Origin of the sequence: Neptunomonas sp. XY-337, assembly GCF_004959845.1 — a bacterium.
Lineage (GTDB): Bacteria > Pseudomonadota > Gammaproteobacteria > Pseudomonadales > Balneatricaceae > Neptunomonas > Neptunomonas marina.
Map to the genome: position 1 here is coordinate 96,564 of NZ_SPLL01000004.1, position 22,228 is coordinate 118,791.

20 protein-coding genes are annotated in these 22,228 nt (G+C 52.7%); 7 read left to right on the forward strand and 13 right to left on the reverse strand.

The annotated features are described in order from the left end of the window. Positions 1–15 precede the first annotated feature (15 nt). The gene (locus E4L36_RS18120) at positions 16–129 is read right to left on the reverse strand and encodes a lipoprotein (RefSeq protein ID WP_338067670.1); all 114 of its coding nucleotides are present in this window, start codon (positions 127–129) and stop codon (positions 16–18) included. A gap of 130 nt (positions 130–259) precedes the next feature. On the opposite strand from E4L36_RS18120, the gene cyaY reads away from it, so the two are divergent. Then, positions 260–580: an iron donor protein CyaY gene (cyaY, locus tag E4L36_RS10435; protein WP_127693402.1), complete on the forward strand. Its 321-nt coding sequence runs from the start codon at positions 260–262 to the stop codon at positions 578–580. 1 nt (position 581) lies between these two features. Here cyaY and waaA read toward each other — a convergent pair whose 3' ends face one another. Then, positions 582–1,853, reverse strand: a complete 1,272-nt coding sequence (gene waaA / locus E4L36_RS10440; protein WP_136680561.1) for a lipid IV(A) 3-deoxy-D-manno-octulosonic acid transferase — start codon at positions 1,851–1,853, stop codon at positions 582–584. Continuing rightward, on the reverse strand, positions 1,846–3,615 hold the full coding sequence (msbA, locus tag E4L36_RS10445) for a lipid A export permease/ATP-binding protein MsbA (protein WP_136680562.1): 1,770 nt from the start codon (positions 3,613–3,615) through the stop codon (positions 1,846–1,848). The genes waaA and msbA overlap by 8 nt, the downstream gene beginning before the upstream one ends. Before the next feature lie 116 nt (positions 3,616–3,731). Between msbA and lpxL the strand changes: the two genes are divergently transcribed. After that, positions 3,732–4,658, forward strand: a complete 927-nt coding sequence (gene lpxL, locus E4L36_RS10450) for an LpxL/LpxP family Kdo(2)-lipid IV(A) lauroyl/palmitoleoyl acyltransferase (RefSeq protein WP_136680563.1) — start codon at positions 3,732–3,734, stop codon at positions 4,656–4,658. On the opposite strand, the gene E4L36_RS10455 is transcribed toward lpxL, so the two are convergent. Genes E4L36_RS10455 through E4L36_RS10480 form a run of 6 tightly spaced genes read right to left on the reverse strand, consistent with a single transcriptional unit; the run spans position 4,655 to position 10,378 of the window. Beyond that, a complete protein-coding gene (locus tag E4L36_RS10455; protein WP_136680564.1) occupies positions 4,655–5,902 on the reverse strand; it encodes an O-antigen ligase family protein in 1,248 nt (415 codons plus the stop codon). The two genes, lpxL and E4L36_RS10455, sit on opposite strands and share 4 nt — an antisense overlap. A gap of 4 nt (positions 5,903–5,906) precedes the next feature. Continuing rightward, complete coding sequence (locus E4L36_RS10460) at positions 5,907–6,659, reverse strand: glycosyltransferase family 2 protein (protein WP_136680565.1); 753 nt, start codon at positions 6,657–6,659, stop codon at positions 5,907–5,909. After that, positions 6,656–7,405, reverse strand: coding sequence for a polysaccharide deacetylase family protein (locus E4L36_RS10465; RefSeq protein WP_136680566.1), 750 nt, complete (start codon positions 7,403–7,405; stop codon positions 6,656–6,658). The genes E4L36_RS10460 and E4L36_RS10465 overlap by 4 nt, the downstream gene beginning before the upstream one ends. Beyond that, a complete protein-coding gene (locus tag E4L36_RS10470) occupies positions 7,402–8,403 on the reverse strand; it encodes a glycosyltransferase (RefSeq protein ID WP_136680567.1) in 1,002 nt (333 codons plus the stop codon). The genes E4L36_RS10465 and E4L36_RS10470 overlap by 4 nt, the downstream gene beginning before the upstream one ends. After that, positions 8,400–9,500, reverse strand: a complete 1,101-nt coding sequence (locus E4L36_RS10475; protein ID WP_136680568.1) for a glycosyltransferase family 4 protein — start codon at positions 9,498–9,500, stop codon at positions 8,400–8,402. Before E4L36_RS10475 ends, E4L36_RS10470 begins: the two co-directional genes overlap by 4 nt. Next, positions 9,497–10,378 (reverse strand): ELM1/GtrOC1 family putative glycosyltransferase, encoded by an 882-nt coding sequence (locus E4L36_RS10480; protein ID WP_169051524.1) that lies wholly within the window; start codon positions 10,376–10,378, stop codon positions 9,497–9,499. The genes E4L36_RS10475 and E4L36_RS10480 overlap by 4 nt, the downstream gene beginning before the upstream one ends. Positions 10,379–10,614: 236 nt before the next feature. Here E4L36_RS10480 and E4L36_RS10485 point away from each other — a divergent pair, with 236 nt between their 5' ends. After that, on the forward strand, positions 10,615–11,610 hold the full coding sequence (locus E4L36_RS10485) for a branched-chain amino acid aminotransferase (protein ID WP_136680570.1): 996 nt from the start codon (positions 10,615–10,617) through the stop codon (positions 11,608–11,610). Between the two features lie 63 nt (positions 11,611–11,673). Here the strand turns inward: E4L36_RS10485 and glnE are convergent, their stop codons facing one another. Both glnE and E4L36_RS10495 read right to left on the reverse strand, forming a co-directional pair. Then, positions 11,674–14,586, reverse strand: coding sequence for a bifunctional [glutamate--ammonia ligase]-adenylyl-L-tyrosine phosphorylase/[glutamate--ammonia-ligase] adenylyltransferase (gene glnE, locus E4L36_RS10490; RefSeq protein WP_136680571.1), 2,913 nt, complete (start codon positions 14,584–14,586; stop codon positions 11,674–11,676). A 71-nt stretch (positions 14,587–14,657) separates the two neighbouring features. Beyond that, entirely contained in the window at positions 14,658–15,296 is a 639-nt protein-coding gene (locus E4L36_RS10495; protein WP_136680572.1) for a CYTH domain-containing protein, read from the reverse strand. A gap of 232 nt (positions 15,297–15,528) precedes the next feature. Here E4L36_RS10495 and E4L36_RS10500 point away from each other — a divergent pair, with 232 nt between their 5' ends. From E4L36_RS10500 to argA, 4 genes are all read left to right on the forward strand, one after another. Beyond that, positions 15,529–16,209, forward strand: a complete 681-nt coding sequence (locus tag E4L36_RS10500) for a TIGR00153 family protein (RefSeq protein ID WP_127693415.1) — start codon at positions 15,529–15,531, stop codon at positions 16,207–16,209. 25 nt (positions 16,210–16,234) lie between these two features. Continuing rightward, a complete protein-coding gene (locus tag E4L36_RS10505; RefSeq protein ID WP_136680573.1) occupies positions 16,235–17,500 on the forward strand; it encodes an inorganic phosphate transporter in 1,266 nt (421 codons plus the stop codon). Between the two features lie 64 nt (positions 17,501–17,564). Continuing rightward, complete coding sequence (argE, locus tag E4L36_RS10510; protein ID WP_136680574.1) at positions 17,565–18,731, forward strand: acetylornithine deacetylase; 1,167 nt, start codon at positions 17,565–17,567, stop codon at positions 18,729–18,731. Then, positions 18,732–20,069 carry an amino-acid N-acetyltransferase gene (gene argA / locus E4L36_RS10515; RefSeq protein WP_136680575.1) on the forward strand — a complete coding sequence of 446 codons (1,338 nt, stop codon included), beginning with the start codon at positions 18,732–18,734 and terminating at the stop codon, positions 20,067–20,069. On the opposite strand, the gene E4L36_RS10520 is transcribed toward argA, so the two are convergent. Both E4L36_RS10520 and E4L36_RS10525 read right to left on the reverse strand, forming a co-directional pair. Next, complete coding sequence (locus E4L36_RS10520) at positions 20,066–21,427, reverse strand: ATP-binding protein (protein WP_136680576.1); 1,362 nt, start codon at positions 21,425–21,427, stop codon at positions 20,066–20,068. The genes argA and E4L36_RS10520 overlap by 4 nt on opposite strands. A 10-nt stretch (positions 21,428–21,437) precedes the next feature. Next, complete coding sequence (locus tag E4L36_RS10525) at positions 21,438–22,115, reverse strand: response regulator transcription factor (protein ID WP_127693420.1); 678 nt, start codon at positions 22,113–22,115, stop codon at positions 21,438–21,440. Between the last annotated feature and the right edge of the window lie 113 nt (positions 22,116–22,228).

The window sequence follows — 22,228 nt, forward strand, 5'->3', positions numbered from 1 at the left end:
GCCTCAAATACGAACTTATTGTGTTTGCTCTGTTTCGCTCTGCGTAGACTCATCAGGCAGATATAGGGGGCCTTTCTGGCCACAACCGGATACCAGCAACATACCTGCGCACAAAATCAACCAGCTCAATCTCACAATACAGTTCTCTAATCGGTGAATTATGCGCAAATTATACCCATGAAACCGGTCGGATGAGTACCACGTAAAACCTGATATACTCACACGCCTTCGTCCGCTAATGAAACTATGGGCCAAATTGATGACTGAAACAGAATTTAACAACCTAGTTGATGAGACACTCACCCAAATTGAAGAGTGCCTAGATGATGCCGAGACCGATCTCGACTACCTGATCAGCGGTGGTGTTTTAACCATCAAATGTGAAAACGGCTCGCAGATCATCTTCACACGTCAAACACCTGTGAAGCAGCTGTGGTTAGCAACACGCGGGGGTGGTTTCCACTTTGACTATGTTGAAGGGGAGGGGTGGTTACGTGATAGTGATCAGGCACCTCTCAAAAAGATCTTTGGAGATGCCTTCACTGAACAAGCCGGAGAAACGCTCGACTTCGTGTTTTAAGCTAAGCGAGCAGCCGTGCACGAACCGCTTGCAATAGGCGGTTCAACGCACCTTTTTGCGATTCAGCAAAGCAGCAGCCTGCATCACCCGCCGTTTCTCGTACATGCTCCTGCGCAAGCCAGCTTGCACTCTGGGCCACCGCCTCGGCCATATCGCTTGCACACACTGCACCGCCCGCATCCACCAAACCTTGGGTGATAGCGGCGAAGTTATGATGGTGAGGCCCAATCACAACGGGAACACGCATCAGAGCAGGTTCTAGAGGGTTATGGCCGCCTACCGACACAAAGCTTCCCCCCATCACCGCCACATCAGCAGCGCCACATAGCGTTAACATCTCACCCATGGTATCCGCGATATACACGCGATGATCGCGGCTAAACTCATCGCCACTCGAGCGCAGTACGGGTTGCTCGCCCAGCTCTTTAGCCATGCGCGTAACTTCGACAAAACGTTCTGGATGACGCGGAATAACCATCGCGATGGCATCTTCATGCTGCTGCCACAGCGGCTTCATCGCCTCCAGAAATTGTTTCTCTTCATTAGCGTGACTGCTCAATAACGCAACCACAGGGCGTCCGCCCAGCGTGGTTTTTAGCTGGCGCGCAACACGGCGCTGTGCATCGGTAATATCAATATCAAATTTGATACTGCCCGATACAATGACTTTAGATGGCGTCATCCCCAAAGAGAGAAAGCGCTGTGCATCCGTTGGGTGCTGTGCCACTAGCAATGCGATATCGTTGAGCATCTGTTGGCTTAGACGGCCAAAGCGCGCATAGCCTTTTGCCGAGCGCTCCGATAGCCGCGCATTGGCGATCAACAGAGGGACGCCGCCATGCTTACAACCGGCGATCATATTGGGCCACAGTTCCGTTTCCACCACCATACAACCACGCGGCTGCACGCGCGCAAGGAATAACCGAATCACAAACGGCAGGTCGTACGGACAATAGAGATGTTGAACGCGATCACCAAAGAGGGCACGCACCCGGTCAGCGCCTGTTGGTGTCATGCTGGTCATCACAATAGGAAGCTCTGGGCTTTCTTGCAGCAAGCGCTCCACCAGTGGCGCTATCGCCATGGTTTCGCCCACAGATACCGCATGAATCCACAAAGGACGCCCTTCAATGCGCGGCACAAAACCAAAACGCTGCCACCAACGCGCTCGATAACCTTTTACCTTGGTACTTTTCCAAAACAAACGTACCAATAAAACCGGAATAAGTAGCGTAAAAATAACGCTGTAGATAAAACGCAGGACGTTAGCCATCCGACTCCTCATTTCGCTGCATGTTATACAAGCTGGCGTAGTGTTGTTTACGGTTGATCAACGCATCATGTGTGCCCTGCTCAACGATGTGACCTTGATCCATCACGACGATCAGGTCTGCATTCTCGATGGTCGAGAGACGATGAGCGATCACCAGCGTGGTACGATTTTGCATCACGGTGTTCAACGCCGCCTGAATATGGCGCTCAGATTCAGTATCGAGCGCCGATGTTGCCTCGTCCAAGATAAGAATCGGTGCATCTTTCAAGATGGCGCGCGCAATGGCGATGCGCTGGCGCTGTCCGCCCGAAAGCAGCACGCCGCTCTCACCCACCTGAGTTTGCAAACCATCAGGCAAGCGCTCCGCAAACTCCATCACATGGGCGGCACGCGCTGCAGCTTCGATCTCGGTAAGTGTCGCATTGGCTTGCGCTCCATACGCGATATTCTCAGCAATGGTGCCGTTAAACAGCACCACATGCTGACTCACAATAGCGATCTGTTGGCGCAATGCCGCAAGACTGTAGTCCTGTAGCGGCTGCCCATCGAGTAGAATTTCGCCTTGCCAACCGTCATTAAAGCGCGGTATCAATCCAGCCACCGTGGATTTACCGCTACCAGAGCGCCCCACTAATGCGACCGTTTGCCCTTTGTGTAACTGGAGGGAGAAATGCTGTAGCGATGCCACCGACGCTTCTGGATACTGGTACGTCACATCCGAGAAACACAGCTCACCCGATACCTGCGCCGGTGCCAACGAGCCATGGTCTTGCTCAGCGGTTTGATCCATCGTGGTGAAAACAGCGTTCGCCGCTGCCAGCCCTTTCTGCATCGTCGCGTTAATCTCGGTCAGCATCCGCAGTGGTTTAGTGATCATGCCCGCAACGGTGATAAATGCTACAAACTCTCCGGTAGTCATACTTCCCATCACCGCAGGCGACATCGCGATATACATCAACGTCGCTAGCGCCATCGCCACCAAAAACTGTACCACTGGCGTATTAATCGACTCAGCGACTACCAACTTCATGTACTGGCGGCGGTTGAGATCACTGGCTTTATGGAAACGGTCACGCTCGAACTCGGTGCCGCCGTATACACGCACCACCTGATAGCCTTTGATCGACTCAGATGCAGCACTGGTAATATCCCCCACCGACTTCTGGATACGATGGCCAAGTTTGCGCATCCGCTTCGAGGCAACGCTAATAACCACGCCCAACAGTGGCGCCACCGCAATAAAGATCAGTGTGAGTTTCCAGTTGGTGTAAAAGAGGTAACCCAGTAGCGCCACCACCGTGAGGCCTTCGCGCAGGAACACTTTGACAGAATCGGTGGCTGCCACGGTTACCTGTTCGATATTGAATGTCAGCTGTGCCAGCATCTCACCCGAGGTGTGGTGATGATAATAATCCGCGGGGAGCAGCAACATACGATCAAACAGTTGCGTACGCAGGTGGTGGATTACAAAGCGCGCAACATAGTTGATGCTGTAATTACCAAGGAACGAGCCAATACCGCGGCCCGCGTAGATGACCAGTACCGCCAGTGCCAGCCATAACCGTTGATCCAGCGCACCCTCTTTAACGGCATCAATAACCGATTCTAACCACTTACCTGCCAGAAACTGCGTCGCACCATAGATCGCGAAGCCGACAAAAGAGACTAAAAAAGCCGGCCAATAGGCTGCAGAATAGGTCAGTAGCCGTTTGTAAACAGACCAACCTTGGCCCGCGTCGCTGTCATCGCTCGTCGGCTTCATGAATTGCTGTTTCCTTAAAAATGGTCAATTATACTCACTTTTGAGCCTGAGCTGATAATCTCAGCGCGATGCTCGACGTTAATGACGTGACTGTTACCCCCCTAGATGAGGCCCCAATGAGTTCCAATCAAGCCCCCGAGGCAAGTTTTTTAGCACCACGTTACTGGCCAACGTGGATGGGCATGGGGTTACTGAAGCTCATTTGTAAATTACCCTACAGCTGGCAGATCACGCTTGGACGCTGGCTCGGCATAGTGATGTACCACCTATTCGCCAGCCGCCGCCACATTACGGATGTGAACTTACGTTTGTGCTTTCCACAGCTATCGGATACCGAGCGCCAAGCATGGGTTAAACAAACCTTTATCCACAACGCGATAGGCCTCTTTGAGAGCAGTATGAGTTGGTGGGCGCCGGACAGCAAACTGGATATGCCGATCACCCTCAAAGGCGAGCAGCACCTGAAAGCAGCCCTAGCACAAGGACGCGGAGTTATTCTCTTAGGTGGGCATTTTTCAACGCTTGACCTTGGTGGGCGTCTCTTCTCACGTTACTTCGAAGCTGACGTGATGTACCGCCAGCACAATAACCCTCTAATGGATAAAATGATCCGTGAGGGACGTGGGAACCACCTTGGCACCATTGAACGCGAGAACCTACGTCAGGTGCTACGTGCGCTGCGCAAGAACCGTGTGGTCTGGTATGCGCCGGATCAGGACTTTGGGCCAAAATACTCCGTTTATGCGCCATTTTTTGGCCAAGATGCCGCAACAATCACCGCCACGTCACGCTTGGTGAAGCTCAACAACTCACCTATTTTGATGTTTTCTCAGCACCGCAACCCAGACAATAAGGGCTATGAGCTGGAATTTTTTCCGATCATAGAGGACTTTCCAAGTGGAGATGAGGTGGCTGATGCAAGCCGTATTAACGCCGAAATCGAACGGGCCATTCGTAAAGACCCTTGCCAATACATGTGGGTTCACCGCCGTTTTAAAACGCACCCAAAAGGCAAAAACTACCTCTATCGCAAAACCGACTAGCCGCCTGCAGCAGATGGCTTAGCCAAGGCTTGGCTAAATGATGCGGCAAAGAGCAGCGCCACAAGTAGCCACACCGCTTGCCCCCAGTAGCTGCTGTAGATCGATATTCCGGTATTGAGCGGAAACAACACCCCAACCGCGCCGATAAAATAGGCGCCAGCCAGATAGTTACGGGCTGTAAGAATTGCTTTCAGGCGTTCAGCAAGCAGCGCAAATGCCACCAGCAAGCCAACCAGACCAATCAGACCCATATCGGTTAGCGCTTCCAGAACAATCTGATGTGCGTGGAACGCCCCAGCAGGCTGACCACGTTTAGTATCCGTATGTAGAAAGAAGTCACCTTGTTGCGCGTAACTCGGGTATGCGTAACGAAAACCGCGCACCCCCACACCGTTGATGGGGTTGTCTTGAATCATCCGTAGCGAAGTCGCCCAGAGCGTCAACCGGTAGGAGCTGGCCTCATCCCAAGCCGCGAATGAGCCCTCTGTCGATTTCAGCGAGTGCCCAATACGCTGCTGGACCGCATCATTTTGCACAACGAGCGCACCCGCCAACCCACAGACAAGGATCGAGCTAACCATTAAGGCTTTTGGCAACCTGAAGCGCCAGACATGCAGCATCGCTACCCCCGCCAGCACCATCCAAACCAGCGAGACCACCGCACCACGATTACCGCTAATAAAGTACGAGAGCACCAACACAGGGACCAAAAGATAAAGCGCAGCCAACCCAAATTGGCGCTGCGCCCACCAGAGTAAAACCGTGGTGAATGGAATCATCATCCAACCAAACATAGGGTCTTCGCCGAACACACTGCTGATGCGCCCCGGATCTGCGGAAGCTTGACCGAAGATATCGACCCCCACCGCGAACTGAAACCACGCATCCGCCACCCAAAATAGCAAAATGATAGCTAACCACTTGGCAAGCTGCGCATGGCTCTCAGCACTGTTTAGGCGTGAAATAACGAATACACCGGCAAAGTAGAACCGCCACATGCTAATAACGGTTTTAGCCCCTTTCTCAAGATAAGTAGCGTCAAGTAGCGATATTGCGGCAGGTAGCCAGAAACAGAGAAAAAAGGCGCTAAAGATATGTAAGCTGCTGCGCTGGCGAAGGCGCTCGCGGTTTGTTGCAAGGTCATAGATCCCTAGCAACGCCATAATAAGTGTCGGTAGTTCAAAACTCACCCCAAACGGCTGCGCGAACACAGCCAACGCCACCAATACAACAGCGATATTCACAGCGCTATTTGGACTCCGTATCGCGGGCTACGTTTTGCTCGTAGAGCTTGGCTTCCTTTAGGAAGGCATAGAAAGCGTTCACCACACTTCCAATAAAGCCGCGCCGACCGTTTAAGTAGTTTCGCCTCAGTACGTAAGACTTAAAGAACATCACCGGAAACACCAACAACAGCTTAGCTAAACTGCTCGACTTACCCGCTTCGAACTTATCCAACGCTTTGCTGGTGGAATAGCGGTTGATCTTGTCCACCTTAACCGCGATCGAAAACTCACCATAATGGTTCACCGGCGTCTTCAACTTCGCGATGGGTCCATTAATCGTTAGGCTTTCGTGGTCGCGCTCGTGGCCGTACTCGCCCAAGCTTTTGCGGAACAGCCGTAGGTGGCGATTCTGCTTTGTTTTCGGGTGGATTTTGCGGCCGAGGAAATACTCCTGAAAAGGTAACGATGCCCCCACAAACTGATTCTGCGCCACCAGCGTTTGGATCTCTTCACACAGCGCTGGCGTCAGCTCCTCATCCCCATCGAGATTAAGCACCCATTCGTGGGTACAGAGCTCTTTCGCAAACGCTTTTTGGCGCGCCATGCCCAGCCATGCCTGATGGTAAATACGGTCAGTATAGCGGCGTGCAATTTCGAGGGTTTTATCCGTGCTGCCACTATCAACAATCACAATTTCAGCAAAATCTTTGACGCTTTCCAGCGCGCGCGCGATATTTTTTTCTTCGTTTTGTACCACCAAAAATACACTGATCATACGCGATATCGCCCTTTAGCTAATGCGATGGCAAACTGCCAACGATTGGTACTGCGCAGCACTGAAACGCGCTTAATGCGATGGAAGTCCGTCAGTGGCTCAATCCCCTTTTTAACGGTCACAGCGGAGGTAAACCCTGCCCTCTTAACTTGTTCGACATTCGCGTCGTTAAAGCGACCATACGGGTAAGCAAACGCATCACATGGCTTTTTCAGCAGCGCCTCAACCCAACGCTTAGATGCCAAAATTTCAGCCTCTGCTTGCTCTAAAGGAGTCTGGCTGACATTAATATGGGTCATGGTGTGGGCGCCAAACTCCACCAGACCAGAAGCGTCCATCTCACGTATTTCATCTGCGCTAAGTTTCTCGATCTGCTCCATCTCTGGCGCAAGATAGATCGTTGCCTTCGCACCCTTAGCTTTCAGAATAGGAAACATCACCTGATAGTTATCGCGAAAACCATCATCGAAGGTTAGCGCAACGCGCTTGTGCGCGGCCTCGGGCGCGGCTATCAACTCACTGACCGTACAAAACTGATAGCCCTTACCGATCAGGTAATCGATCTGCTCTGCAAAGCGCTGCGGTGTTACCACAAGCTCCGCAGGCGTATCACCCGGCTGCTCCTGCACGCTGTGATACATCAGCACCCGCGGCGCCAGCGCATCCACCGAAGGGCGCCACCAGTTGTAATGGGCCGACAGGTAAAGACCAACCAAAAACAGAATAATAAGAAGTAGATAGATCATGCGCCGATATTACCCGCTAAGGCAGCTTGGTAAAACTCTTGATACTGATGGGCGATGCGTGGCCACGTAAAGGTCTCAGCATTGGCATCGGCAAACTGGCGAAACTCAGCACGATAGTCCGCGTGATGAGTGATCATATCTGTCAGCTTTTCGACCAACGCACCCTCGCAGATCAAAAACTTCGCCGGCAGTATCTCGGGCGCTGCACCCACCTCAGTCGATAACAACACATTGCCATAAAAAAGCGCTTCAGCCATGACGAGGCTGTAACCTTCGCTGCGTGATGCGATCACCACAGCGTGCGCTTGTGTCATACGCCGTGGCACATCGTTCTGCTGCCCCAATAACTGTACGCGCTCCCCAAGCGATAGCTGATCAACCAGTGCCGCAAGCGCCTGCCGCTGCGGCCCATCCCCGACCACATCAAGGCTTACGTGCTCCGGCAGATGGGACATCGCCTCAATTAATTGATCAAAACGCTTTATGGGATCTAACCGCCCAACCGCCAGCAGTCGAACCTGCTCGCTGAGTATTTGCGGCCGCAGCACTGGATCAATATGAGTGCCGTTAAAGATCACCCGTGCAGGCTGGGTAATGGATTGCTGGACCTTACCCGATACGGCAGTGACGTAGGGTAAGCGGTTAAAAACCCTGCCCTTACGCGAGTTGTGCTTGGTTGCGACCTGCGTAAAACGCACCACACGACGTAATCGCGCAATAATCTTTGATGCTTTCGCGCCATGGCTGTGCACAACGTCCGGTTGCAACTGGGCAATGGTTTGGCGCAGTTTGAAGTAGAGCCGCGGATTATAAGCTGATTCACTGGCCGGTAGGCGCACAACAGCTACCTGATCCGACAGCCGTGCTAACCATCGACTGCCAGTAAACGCAGCAACCGTTACCGATACCCCTTGCCGCGCCAACTCATTACTGAGATCTGCCACCACCTTCTCCGCGCCGCCATCCAGACTAGACGCTAAGAACATCAGTATCTTCATGTCACGAGTTCCTTGTAGAGTGTGAGGGTGCTTTGCAGCATCTCAGCTTTGAGAAAGTGTTGATTAGGTTTTGGCGCTACCGGTGTATCGAGCAGCGCAGTAACGTTGGCTTCGAGCGCATCCAGATCGCTTAACGGAGACAAACCCTGCGGATATAACGCACGCAGAATTTCACCAACGCCACCATGATCATAGCCAACCACCGGCACACCTTGAGTGAGCGCTTCGGCGACGGTACGGCCGAACGCTTCAGGCTTTGTCGATAGCGAGAGCACCACATCAGCGCAGCTGTAGAGTTCCCGAATATCAGCACGTGCTCCGGTAAAAAATAGCACCTCTTCAAGCCCTTTATCTGCCACAAGCTGGCGCAGCTCTTGGGCATAGGCTTGCCGTTTTGGATCCTCTCCACCCACGATAAGCCCAGCCACGGGCTCACCTTTATCACGCAGCCGTGCGATAAGCTCAATAAAATCATAATGCCCTTTTAAGCGCGTTAAACGCCCCGGTAACATCAACACTTTACGGCCTGCTAACTGCGGAAAGTCCTGATAGTATTGCGCCAGCCAACTCTCGCTGGGTTGGTATTGATAGGGAAAGTCAGCAGGGTCAACACCTCGGAAAATCCGCGTGACCTTCTGGTCCGGTGTTTGGGGGTAGTTCGTGCGAATATAGTCTGCAATGGTGTCAGAAACAGCAATGACACGCTCGCCGCGGGTCATGATTGCGCTATATGCCGAAACTGAGTACAGCCCATGCACTGTGGTCACTAAATGGGGGCGGTTTCCAGATGGCAGCCCACGCCACGCAAGCCACATCACCCAAGCAGGCATACGCGAGCGTAGATGCAAAATATCCGGTTGCTCTTTCTGCAGCCAACGGCGTACCGCCCAGATATGCCGAAAAGTCAGTAACGATTTACGCCCCAAATCCCAGCGATAATGGCGGCTTCCAGCGGCTTCCAGCGGCGCCACGAGCCGCCCTCCTGCAGAGACAACAACCGATTCGTGACCCGCGGCCACAAGTGCTTGTGCCACCTCCAGCGTTCCTTTCTCGACACCGCCGCCATCAAGGTCGGGAAGGACTTGTACCACTTTCATAGCCAGCCCTTTTTCATAATCCAAGCTGCTGCGCGATCGGCTTCAGCCAAGGGAGCGTCGGTGGATCGCTGGCGCTGCGTTAATGTCATCACGCGCATTGAAGCCTTCAAGCGCGCCAGCCCGCGCGTTACACGCGAACCTCCGGTTTTGATTGGCAACTCGAATACGCCCGTTTCACAACCGGCACTCAGCGCTTCATACACCATTGAGATGCTATCTTCGGTTACCCAACACGCATTGGCACTGGCTAATTGTTCAGGCAGCCAGTGCCGCGAAGTATTTTCAAACGGCATCACACATAGCAGCGGATAATCTGTTGCACGCTGTAAAAAACTCTCGGGCGTGCGCCGCGATGTGGTCAGCAACCACTGCTGTGTGGTGTCCTCTAATAAACTATCAATCTGCTGCCAGATGTGATCATCACTCCAGTCAAAGTGCTTCGATGGCCCACCCACAAGAATCAAGCCTTGATCAGCCTGCTTGGTGCCCGGTTGCATCCGGTTTAACGCGCCCAATGTGGCTAACGTGTTGGGTAGCTCCGGCGGCTGGTCATGCTCTGGGATAATAGCGGCACTAAACCAAGCGCTCGGTAACGAGGGGCGCATCAATACCACCGCTTTGCAACCCACTATCCATTGCAGCGTCAGTAACGATAGATGCGTGCGGCGCCCCGTGCCCACCACCAGCTTTACATGGCTGAATGCGTGCTGTTTACCGGTAACTCGGGCCGCGATAAGGGCAAAGATAGCGCGCCAACTCAAGATCGTATGCTCAGTGCACGAAAGTTGTGGCGCAGCGCGGCGCAATGCATCCACCAAGCCAAGCGACTGATTCACATGTCCGGGCTTACCATCGCTGATGATGCAAATATCTGACACAAGGGATTCCAAAGCTGAGTGAAAAGCAAAATATCAAGCCTTTCATCATACTAGAGTATGGCGAAACTCCCAATTACCAAACGCTTTCAGGCGGTTTGCGCATTCCCTTTTACCGCCCCGCTGTATTACAATCTGAACCATATCCCGAGTCGCCAACACGTGTTATACGGACCCTGTTCCACCCACTCTGCTTATTGGTTGACTCACCTAACTGTTAGTTTTTTGAGGTAACCCGCATGGCAGCATTTGGTACTGTTTTTATGCCAGAGATGTCGATCTCTTGGTTTGACGGCGAAGGTTGGAGCACAGCTGAGCGCGTCGCAAGCGACAGCATCCAGCTTCACCCCGGAGCGCATGTTCTTCACTACTCCAGCACCTGCTTCGAGGGCTTAAAAGCTTTCCGCCATCAAGACGGTTCCATCAAAATTTTCCGTATGGATCGTAATATTGCCCGCTTTGCTCAAAGTAGCGAGCTGCTATCGTTGCCTGCGATCGATCCGGCACAAACTGAAGCGATGATCCTTGATATCGTCAAGCACTTCGCCGCTGATGTACCTGAGCCACCGGGTTCTATGTATATCCGCCCAACGCACTTCGGTACGGAGCCTGCCATCGGTAAAGCCGCTGCGCCGTCGCTAACTTCGTGCCAGTACATTTTGCTCTCTCCTGTCGGTGATTACTTCTCTGGTGGCGACACCACCTTGCGCCTGCTGCTAGACGATACCGGTATGCGCTGTGCACCACACATGGGAATGATCAAAAGCGGTGGTAACTACGCCAGCGCGTTGAACCCTATTTTAGAAGCGAAGAAAGAGCTACAGGCTGATCAGGTGCTGTTCTGCCCAGGCGGCGATGTGCAAGAAACAGGCGCGGCGAACTTCCTACTAATCGACGGCGACGAAGTGATCACCAAAGCACTCGATGAGAGCTTCTTGCACGGCGTGACGCGTGACTCAATCCTGACGATCGCAAAAGATCTAGGTATGAAGGTGTCTGAACGCCAGCTCACAGTAGACGAACTACTCGAGCGCGCTGCTAAACCGGGCTGTGAAGCAGCACTATCCGGCACAGCTGCGGTATTAACACCGGTGGGTACATTGATCCACAAAGGCCAAGAATACAAAGTCGGCAACGGCGGTGTGGGTGAAACCACAGTGAAACTGCGCCAAGCTTTGAATGCGATTCAGTGGGGCCAAGCTGAAGATAAGCACGGCTGGCTCACATCGATCTAAGCATCTTTGATCGCAAAAAAAACCACCTCTATGCAGGTGGTTTTTTTATTTCAGCGTTGCGCCTTAATGGCTCGTTTGCATCACGCGTTGCCAGATCGTTCTAACTTGATCGCGCAGCTCGCGCATCTCCGCTTCTTTGATCACACTTGACTGCTCTTGCAACGACAATCGATGGCCAGTCGCACGATACGCCTTATAGGCTTCACGCAGCTGCTCCGCTTCTGCTGCGCTCAGTAACCCCTCCGCTTCACAGGCATCCAAAATACGAATGTTATCCGAGTAGCGATACAAACTTGGGTAGCTGATGGCATGAGCCAACACTTGGTACTGCACTAAGAACTCAATGTCTACGATACCGCCTTGATCCTGTTTCAAATGGAACAAGCCCTCAGACTGAGCCTCATGCTCCGATGTCCCTAGATGCTCACGCATTTTTTCGCGCATCTCAACCACCGCTTGTTGCAGCGCTGGCAGCTCCCGTGTTTTCGCTAACACCCGTGCACGCACGGCCTCAAAGTCCTCAGCCAACTGGCTTGGACCTGCCACAACGCGTGCTCTTACCAACGCTTGATGCTCCCATGTCCAAGCTTCCTTATGCTGATATTCTTCAAAGGCGCTCAACGATGACACCAACAACCCCGAATTACCGGAAGGCCGCAGGCGCATATCTACCTCATAAAGCTGACCGCCGGCGGTAAAGGTGTTCAGGATATGGATGATGCGTTGCCCTAAGCGGGTGAAGAACACTGAGTTGGCGATGGACTTTTCACCGTCGGTAAAGAGGTTCGGGTCGCAGTCGTGGATAAAGACCAGATCCAGATCCGAACCATAAGACAGCTCAATGCCGCCGAGCTTGCCGTAGCCAACAACAATAAAATCCAGCTCGCTGGGAGTACCTGCGCTTTTGAGCGGGCGGCCATGCTTTTCAACCATCAAGCCCCAAGCGATCTCCAAAACGCTTTTCAGAATCGCCTCCGCCAGCCATGTCAGGTAATCGCTCACCTTCATCAGCGGCAGTACGCCGGTAATGTCTGAGGCGGCAACCCGCAACATATGGGCGCTTTTGAAGTAACGCAGCGCCTCCATCAGTTGCTCAGTATCCTCTTGTGGAATCCTCAGCAACTGCTGACGCAGCTCCGCTTCAAGCTGGGCTTTGTCCGGCGGTGTGTAGAGGGTGCGTGGGTCAATCAACTCATCGAGCAGCACTGGCTTTTTCGCCAGTTGATCAGCAAACCACACCGATGACGAACATAGCTTGATAAGTTGCTGAATCGCAGCGGGATTCTCCGCGAGCAACACCAGATATGCCGAGCGGCGCAACACCGCTTGCACCAGCGTTAGGACGCGGCTCAAAGTTTCGGTGGCGTTATCCACCGCAGAGATCTGTTCAAGTAGCTGCGGTAATACCGCTTTTAAGCGCTCAAGGCCGGTTTGCTGCAGCATCTGCACTGTACGCGAGTGCTTCAGATCGTTAATCAGCTTAAACGCGCGTGCTGGGTCATCGAAGCCTTGCTCCGCCATCACCGCAGCGCCCTCTTCGTCGGATAGCTCATCGGTCCAGACGGTTAGCCAGTTATTGGTACTCGCCTCATCACCGGTGCTTTCTTCAGCCGGCGCAATGACATCCGCAAAGTGGCGACGCACAGCGTCACGCTGCGCGTCTAATTCATTTACAAAGGTCTGCCAATCAGAAAAGCCCATCACAAATGCCAGCCGTGCTCGGCCAAGTTCATCCTGCGGTAGCTCCTGAGTTTGCTTATCAGCGAGCGCTTGAATGGCGTGTTCGGTGTTACGCAAAAAGGTGTATGCATCCAACAGTTCTGTGACTGCATGTTCGGGCATACCCACCGTTTCAGGTAGGAGCGGAAGAATATTGCGCAACTCACGCTGCTGCAGCCGCAGATCACGTCCGCCGCGGATTAGCTGGAAAGCTTGTGCAATAAACTCCACCTCACGAATACCGCCAGAGCCGAGTTTGACGTTGTCCTCCAGACCTTTGCGGCGCACTTCACGGTTGATCATCTCTTTCATATCGCGCAGTGACTCAAACGCGCTGAAATCGATATACTTGCGATACACAAACGGGCGCAGCTCTTTGAGCAGTTCTGCCCCTTTCTCTTGATCACCTGCGACAATACGCGCTTTGATCATGGCGTAGCGTTCCCAGTCACGGCCTTGATCTTGATAGTAGTGCTCCATCGCCGCAAAGCTGATCGCTAAGGGGCTTGCAGAGCCAAACGGGCGTAATCGCATATCCACGCGGAAGACAAATCCCTCGCCATTGAGGGTATCGAGGGTTTGAATCAGCTTTTGTCCAAGGCGAATGAAAAAGTCTTGGTTAGCCAGACACTTTCGCCCGCCCACTGTCTCGCCATTTTCAGGGAAGCAGAACATCAAATCGATATCGGAGGAGAGGTTCAACTCATTGGCACCGAGCTTGCCCATCCCGATCACAACCATCCGCTGCGGTTGGCGCTCGCCCTGTTCATCAGCAGGCCCGTGCGGCGTGCCAAAGCGCTCACAATGGAAACGATAGAGATGCTCCAGTGTGACATCGATAAACGCGTCAGCCATCCAACTCAGCTCTTGAGTGGTACTTGCCATATCAGCACGCCGCGTGAGATCACGCCAGATCAAACGGATCTGTTCTTGCTGACGCAAGCGGCGCAGCACCGGCATCAGCGCTTCAGCGCTGCTGAGCGTTTGGGTGGCATCTTGGATAAGCGCCCGATACGTAGCAGCCGTGTAGGGTTCGGTTAACGCGTTTCGAGCCATGAGTTCGGAGAGAAACTCCGGGCGACGTTGCAGTTGCTCGGTCACAAAGTCACTGCCAATCAAAACCTGATACAGCTCGGGTAGCAGCGCATCATCGAGCGCCGTCGCGATCAGCTCATGGTGGTCTTCCAAGCGCGTTAGCTGTTGTTTGAGAAGGTCATGCAGTTCAGCAGGAAATTGGCTGTAATCGGGCTGCAACATTTAAGACTCCATCCGCTCAATCGATTTTGTCTCAGCTTATCAAAGGTTGCCGCCCGTGGGGATGATCTTTATCAGCCGTTGCGAGCACAATCGAAAAGCCGATAGCCACGCTGAGCTTTGCTTATATCGCTGGGAACCAAGGAGGGGATCTGCTGTTGCAACTGCTGGGCAAAACTGTTGATGGCTGCTTCAGCACCGCGCTTGAGTTCAATCTCCACTTCGCAAATGGGCTCTTGGTAGCGCTGCTCAGTGTCTGGATCCTCAAACACAACACGGCCTTGATCGATCACCACCTCTAATTCACTTCCTTGCCACTGAATATCCCAAAGGGTGCGCGTAAAATCGGTACTGAAAATAGCAAGTAGCTGATCTTGTAGTTGGGCTTTATCTAACGCCTCAGGCCACTCCACTTCAGTGAGCTTTTGCAGGTCCAACTGTGGTGTTGCCAGTACCCACTCCCATTCTTGACGCTGGTGCAGTCCGTTGATGCTGCGCCCTTGGGTTTTGAAGGTTTGGATAAAAGCCTCACCATCACGGCGAATCCGCAACGCGACCTTGGCACCACTCAATGTAAGCGAAGGGGTGTCGTAGTACTGGTTTTGCAGCATTTTATGCTCGCCTGCGGTTCCTGCCATATCGCTCAACTCGCTTTTTAGTCTTTCGATATCCTCTTCAGGAACCAGCATTTTCAATTCAGTTTCAGTCGCCACACACTTCCCCAACGTCAGAAAATGGCTCAAAAGCCATATGATTTACAATGTATATCGCTCTCATTTACGCATCATATACAGTCGTGATTTATTACATTTTTATTACAACAAAACAGACTGATTCGACGCAATAAATGACACTTTTTTTACCATTTCATGTCATTTTCGCTACAAATAAATGACACCGGCTTTTATACTTGCGCCCGAAAAAATTTCAATTAGGCCCAAGGTTATGGTTACCAATAATCCTATTTTGCAAATGTTCGCCCGCTCACCTTTCAAACCGATGCAAGAGCATATTGCGAAAGCAAATACTTGCGCACGTGAGCTACTGCCATTCTTCGAAGCAGTTATCGCTGATGACTGGACAAAAGCCAAGGACATTCAGCACCGCATTGCGGTTTTGGAAGGCGAAGCAGACGCACTGAAAAAGGATGTTCGTCAAAACTTGCCCAACAGCGTGTTCCTACCGGTACCACGTTCGGACCTTTTAGAACTATTGCGCATGCAAGACAAGATAGCGAATCGCGCAAAAGATATTTCCGGCATCATGCTAGGCCGCGAAATGCCGATTCCAGAGCCTATCCAACCACAAATGCTCGCGTTTGTTCGCTCTGCTCTTGCCACCTCTGAGCAAGCCCTCAAATCCCTCAATGAGCTGGACGAGCTGGTAGGTACTGGCTTCCGCGGTCGTGAAGTCGAGATCGTTGAAAATATGATCATTGAGCTGGACGAGCTTGAGCACAAGAACGATGAGCTCGAGCGCGAGATCCGCTCCCAACTGTTTGAAATTGAGCGCCAATTGCACCCGATTGATGCCATGTTCTTGTACAAGGTAATCAACTGGATCGGCGACCTTGCCGACCGCGCTCAACAAGTCGGCAGCCGTCTACAGCTGTTGCTAGCTCGCTAATTTCTAACTTACGAAAGGCATAATCATGAGTATTATTGCGCAGTACGGCGATATTATCGTTATTTTGGCCTGTATCTTTGGCTTTTTCATGGCTTGGGGTGTTGGTGCAAACGATGTGGCAAACGCCATGGGTACCTCCGTCGGCTCCAAAGCCCTGACCCTTAAACAAGCGATCATGATCGCGATTCTTTTCGAGTTTGCCGGTGCCTATCTAGCGGGTGGGGCAGTTACCTCGACGATCCGTAAAGGGATTATCGATCCCGGCATTTTGTCAGGCAATCCAGAACTACTGGTGTTCGGCATGATGTCAGCCTTGTTGGCAGCGGGTATTTGGCTCTTGGTCGCTACGCATTTTGGCTGGCCAGTATCGACAACGCACTCGATTGTCGGTGCTATTGTCGGCTTCGCAGCAGTCGGTATATCGGCCGATGCGGTTAACTGGGGCAAAGTGTCTAAGATTGTTGCGAGCTGGGTGGTCTCGCCGGTCACGGCGGGCTTTATAGCCTTCTTCCTCTTCCGTAGCGTCCAACGCCTGATTTTGGATACTGCTAATCCATTCGAAAACGCGAAGCGCTACGTACCGATGTACATCTTCTTGGTAGGTTTCATTGTTTCCATGGTGACCTTCACCAAGGGTTTGAAGCATATCGGTCTTGATCTGTCATGGGGTATGAGTGCGCTGATCTCTGTTGGCGTGGCGGCACTTACAATGATGCTGGGTATTGCTATGCTCAAGAAAGTGAAAGCCGACCCAGAAGCAGATAAAGATTACCACTTCGCCAGCGTTGAGAAAGTATTTGGCGTCCTGATGATGTTCACCGCATGTGCCATGGCATTTGCGCACGGTTCAAACGATGTGGCGAACGCAGTTGGCCCGTTGGCAGCGATTGTCGGTGTGGTTAACTCTGGGGGTGAGGTTGTACAGAAATCGGCAATGCCAGCATGGATTCTGCTGCTAGGTGGTGCTGGTATCGTGGCTGGCCTCGTTATGTATGGCCATAAGGTTATCGCAACGGTTGGTAACAACATCACTGAGCTAACACCGAGCCGTGGTTTCGCCGCGACATTGGCAGCAGCCACAACAGTGGTCGTGGCATCAGGAACGGGCTTACCGATTTCGACAACACACACGCTTGTGGGTGCAGTTTTGGGTGTTGGTATTGCCCGCGGTTTAGCAGCATTGAACCTACGTGTTGTCGGTACGATCTTCGCTTCTTGGATCGTTACACTACCGGCAGGCGCGATTCTGGCGATCATGTTCTTCTTTATGTTTAAAGGCATGTTCACCTAACCTCGACCTCTCCCTCGAAAGCCTGCACAATAGTGATGAATAACTAACGTGCAGGTTTTCGCTTATGCAAACGCCCACCTTACTAGAGATGATGACTCGCCTTATCGGTGAGCCTTCCGTTAGTTGCACCTTGCCCGAATGGGACCAAAGCAATCTCGGTGTTATTGAGCTGCTGGCAAGTTGGTTAGAACCGTTAGGCTTCCAGTGCGAGATACTTCCCGTACCTGACTATCCGGGTAAAGCCAATCTGGTTGCCACACGCGGCAGCGGCGATGGCGGCCTCGTATTAGCTGGCCATACCGATACCGTCCCCTTCAACGCCGAACTTTGGCAGAGTGATCCATTCACGCTGACCGAGCGCGATCAGCGCTTCTACGGCTTGGGTAGCTGCGATATGAAAGCGTTTTTCGCCCTTGCGATCGAAGCGATTAAAGCCCTCGACAACAGCGAGCTCAACGCGCCGCTCATCATCTTGGCAACCGCCGATGAAGAAAGCTCAATGTCAGGTGCTCGGGCACTGGCAAACAGTGGCTATCCGCGCGCTCGGTATGCGGTGGTCGGAGAACCCACTAGCCTGACACCCGTGCGGATGCATAAAGGCATTATGATGGAATCGCTGCGCATCAAAGGCCGTGCTGGACACTCGTCGAACCCTGCTCTCGGTGCAAGCGCGCTCGATGCTATGCATAGTGCGCTTGGAACGCTACTCTCATTTCGCCAAGAGCTACAAGAGAATCATCAGAACAGCGCGTTCGATGTTTCCGTACCGACGCTCAACCTCGGTTGTGTGCATGGCGGAGATAACCCAAACCGCATTTGTGGTCAGTGCGATCTAGAGTATGATTTACGCCCGCTACCGGGCATGAATATTGCCAACCTACGCGAAGAGGTTGATAAGCGCCTCGCGCCTATCGCGGATCAGTTCGGTGTTGAATTAACGCACGAGCCGCTATTTCCCGGCGTCCCCTCCTTCGAGACGGCAAAAACCGCTGATTTAGTGGCCACGGCAGAACGATTAACCGGCCAAGCATCGAAGGCCGTGGCGTTTGCAACCGAAGCGCCATTTTTACAATCGCTAGGCATGGAGACGATTGTGCTGGGCCCTGGCAGTATCAACCAAGCCCACCAGCCGGACGAGTATCTCGCCTTTGATCAGATACAACCGTCCATTGACCTACTCCAGCAGCTAATCCAACGTTACTGCCTAGCGCCGCACAAGGAGAGTTCCTAAGTGTCTGACTCGAGTACAGACTATGTTGGATGGTTCCGTCACTCATCCCCCTACATCAACGCACATCGGGGCAAAACCTTTGTAGTGATGTTAGGCGGTGAAGCGATCGACCACACCAATTTCGAAAATATTATTCACGATATCGCACTGCTGAACAGCCTTGGCGTACGACTCGTATTGATTCATGGTGCACGCCCACAAATCCAAGAACGCTTGGACGAGAAAGGGGTTGATTCGCAACTGCACCACCACCTCCGCGTCACCGATAGCGAGACACTTGCCTCGGTTATCGAGGCGATTGGCGTGTTGCGCACGAAGATTGAATCAAAACTCTCAATGGGGCTGATCAACACACCGATGCATGGTGCCGAGCTGCGCGTTTCATCAGGTAATTACGTCAAAGGACGCCCATTGGGTGTGCAAGATGGAGTCGATCTCTGCCACACCGGTGAAGTACGTAAAATCGACCATAACGGTATTCGTCAACAGCTTGACCTTGGCAATATCGTATTGCTCTCGAATCTTGGCTACTCCACCACAGGCGAGATTTTCAACTTACCGGTGGAAGAGGTTGCATCGCAAACCGCTATCGCTTTGCAAGCTGACAAGCTCATTCTGTTTGGTGCACAGAGCGGTATTATCGACAGCCAAGGCAGCACCCGTAGCGAGTTGCTGGTGCGCACGGCAGAGCGCTTCCTCAACCAATATCTTGCGCAGCTCGACGATCCAACGCAAAGCCATACCGAACTCGCACGCCTGCTATTAATGGCCACACAAGCTTGCTCAGGTGGCGTTCCCCGCAGCCACTTAATCAGCTATCAGGATGATGGCGCGTTGCTAGCCGAACTGTTTACTCGCGATGGTTCAGGCACCATGGTTGTGCAGGAGTCCTACGAGAAAGTGCGCGAGGCAGAAGGCAGCGATATCAACGGCATTATCGAGCTGATCAAACCGTTAGAGGAGCGTGGGGCCTTGGTGCGCCGCTCACGAGAACTGCTTGAGGCTGAAATTGATAACTTCTTTGTGGTTGAGCGCGATAGCGTTGTGATTGGCTGTGCTGCGCTCTACCCGTTTCAGGAAGAGCGCGCAGCTGAGTTGGCATGTGTAGCGATCTCGCCCGAGTACCGTGGTGGCGACCGTGGCGAACTGCTGCTTGGCGCTATCGAAGCTCGGGCACGCGAGATGGGACTCACATCTCTGTTTGTACTCACCACGCGCACCGCTCATTGGTTTATTGAGCACGGTTTTACCGAAACCTCACTGGAGCAGCTACCGGGAGAAAAGCAGGCACGCTATAACTTCCAACGTAGCTCGAAAGTGTTCAGTAAACCACTTTAGCCCAATGGGAATATGATGCGGAAACTCGCTCCCCCGAGCGAGGATTCGCCAACCTCTAACTGGCCGTTATAACTACTCAAAATATCCACAGCCACGGTCAAACCGATACCTTGTCCGGGAGCCGCTGATGTATCGACACGCGCTCCCCGCTCAAGAATCACCTGACGCATCTCAGGTGAGACACCGAGGCCATCGTCCTCAATATCAAGCTGAATTGCATCTTGGCTAGTCGCCAGCGTGACACTGACATGAGAGTGGCCATACTTGAACGCGTTCTCAAGCATATTGCCTAGCAGCTCCATCAGGTCGCGCTCATCTGCGGCATAAGCCGCCGATTCATCTAGGTCCAGATCAAGGCGCACACCTTTTTCACGATAGACCTTCTCAAGCGCAGAGGTGATCCGCTTGATCATCGGCGCAATGGCTGTTGTTGACTGCGCCATGCTCTTACTTTGGCTACGTACAGCACGCGCTAACTGATATTGCACAATTTGATCCATGCGACGGACCTGCTCATCCACCACCGAGCGATAACCTTCTGGCGGCAGCTGTTCATTACCCGCCCCACGAATAACGGCGAGTGGGGTTTTCAAGCTGTGCGCCAAATCACCCAGTGTATTGCGATAGCGCTCGCGCTGCTTACGCTCCACATGCAGTAGGTGGTTCAAGCTATCTGTTACACCCTGTACCTCTTTCGGATATTCACCCGCCAAACGCGTGGCGTAACCGCGCTCAATATTGACGAGATCATCCACCATCGCTTGCAAGGGACTTAACGCCCAGCGTGTAATCACTGCCTGAATGACCAGCGAGAGCAGAATAACCGCTACCAACCACCCCCATAACTGCAACTTGTATGCCGTCATGGCAGATTTCAATTCCGTATCGGGTTGTACGATGGAAAAGAGATAGCGGCCAGCGGGCTCTTTTCCACGCCATTGCACGGGATACTGGTAGACAAACACGCCCTCATCTTCCCAGTGCTCAAACCGCACGAGATCAACCGTGAGAGGCCGATCAGATAAAGAGACCGATAGCGGCTCACCGTACGCCTGTGCCGCTGTACTCGACCACTGCAATACTCGCTGATAGTCATGAATATAGATTGGCAATTGGCCCTCTACGCCGGCACTGGATGTCACAACGCTTAAGCGCTGATTCGCATCTTCAGCCGTTGCGTTGATCACCAGATAAGCTTTCAAGCGCATACGCTCTTCAAGGGAGAGTTCGAGGCTTTTATAGAAAGAGTTTTGTAACGCAACACCCGCTACCCCCACCATCAGGGGTAGCAAGACAAAGGAGGCGACCAGTAGCCGCGCTTTGAGGGAGGTGGGCAGCCAACTGAGCGCTGCTTTCATTAGCAAAGCTTTAGGAAGCAGGCAGATCGAAGCGGTAGCCTAAGCCCCGAACGGTGGTTATAGGCTGTAGCTGCTGATCAGGGTCCAGCTTTTGGCGCAAACGACGAATAAACACTTCAAGGACGTTACTGTCGCGGTCAAAGTCTTGATGGTACAGGTGTTCTGTTAGTTCAGCTTTGGAAACCGTCTTACCTGCGTTCAGCATCAAATACTCAAGAGTACGATACTCGTAGCTGGTTAACTTAACAGGGCGCGACTCGAACGAGACAACGCGGCCTGTTGTATCCAAGCTGAGCGGCCCAAAGTTCAGTACCGGCTTGGCATGTCCTGCCGCACGACGCAATAGCGCGTTCAGGCGCGCGGAAAGCTCTTCCATATGGAACGGCTTCACGAGGAAGTCATCTGCGCCCGCTTCAAGACCTTCCACTTTGTCTTGCCAATCGCTGCGCGCAGTTAGGATCAACACAGGAAAATTACGCTTGTTTGCTCGCCACTCTCGAATTAACTCAACACCCGATAGTGATGGCAAACCTAAATCCACAATGGCTAGGTCGTATGCAAATTCTGATCCCAGATAAAGCGCTTCTTGCCCATCTGCAGTCTCTTCTACTGTATAGCCTCGCGACTCAAGGCCAGTTACTAGCTGACGACGCAGATCTGCATCATCCTCTACGACTAAAAGCTTCATCCTGCTCTCCTATTTCCTATCATCAGACCCATACTTGTCTGATCGATATCAGGTCATACGCTGACGGTTAAGTACCCAACGTGACGCTGATTCCTCTGACATTGTGAACCAAA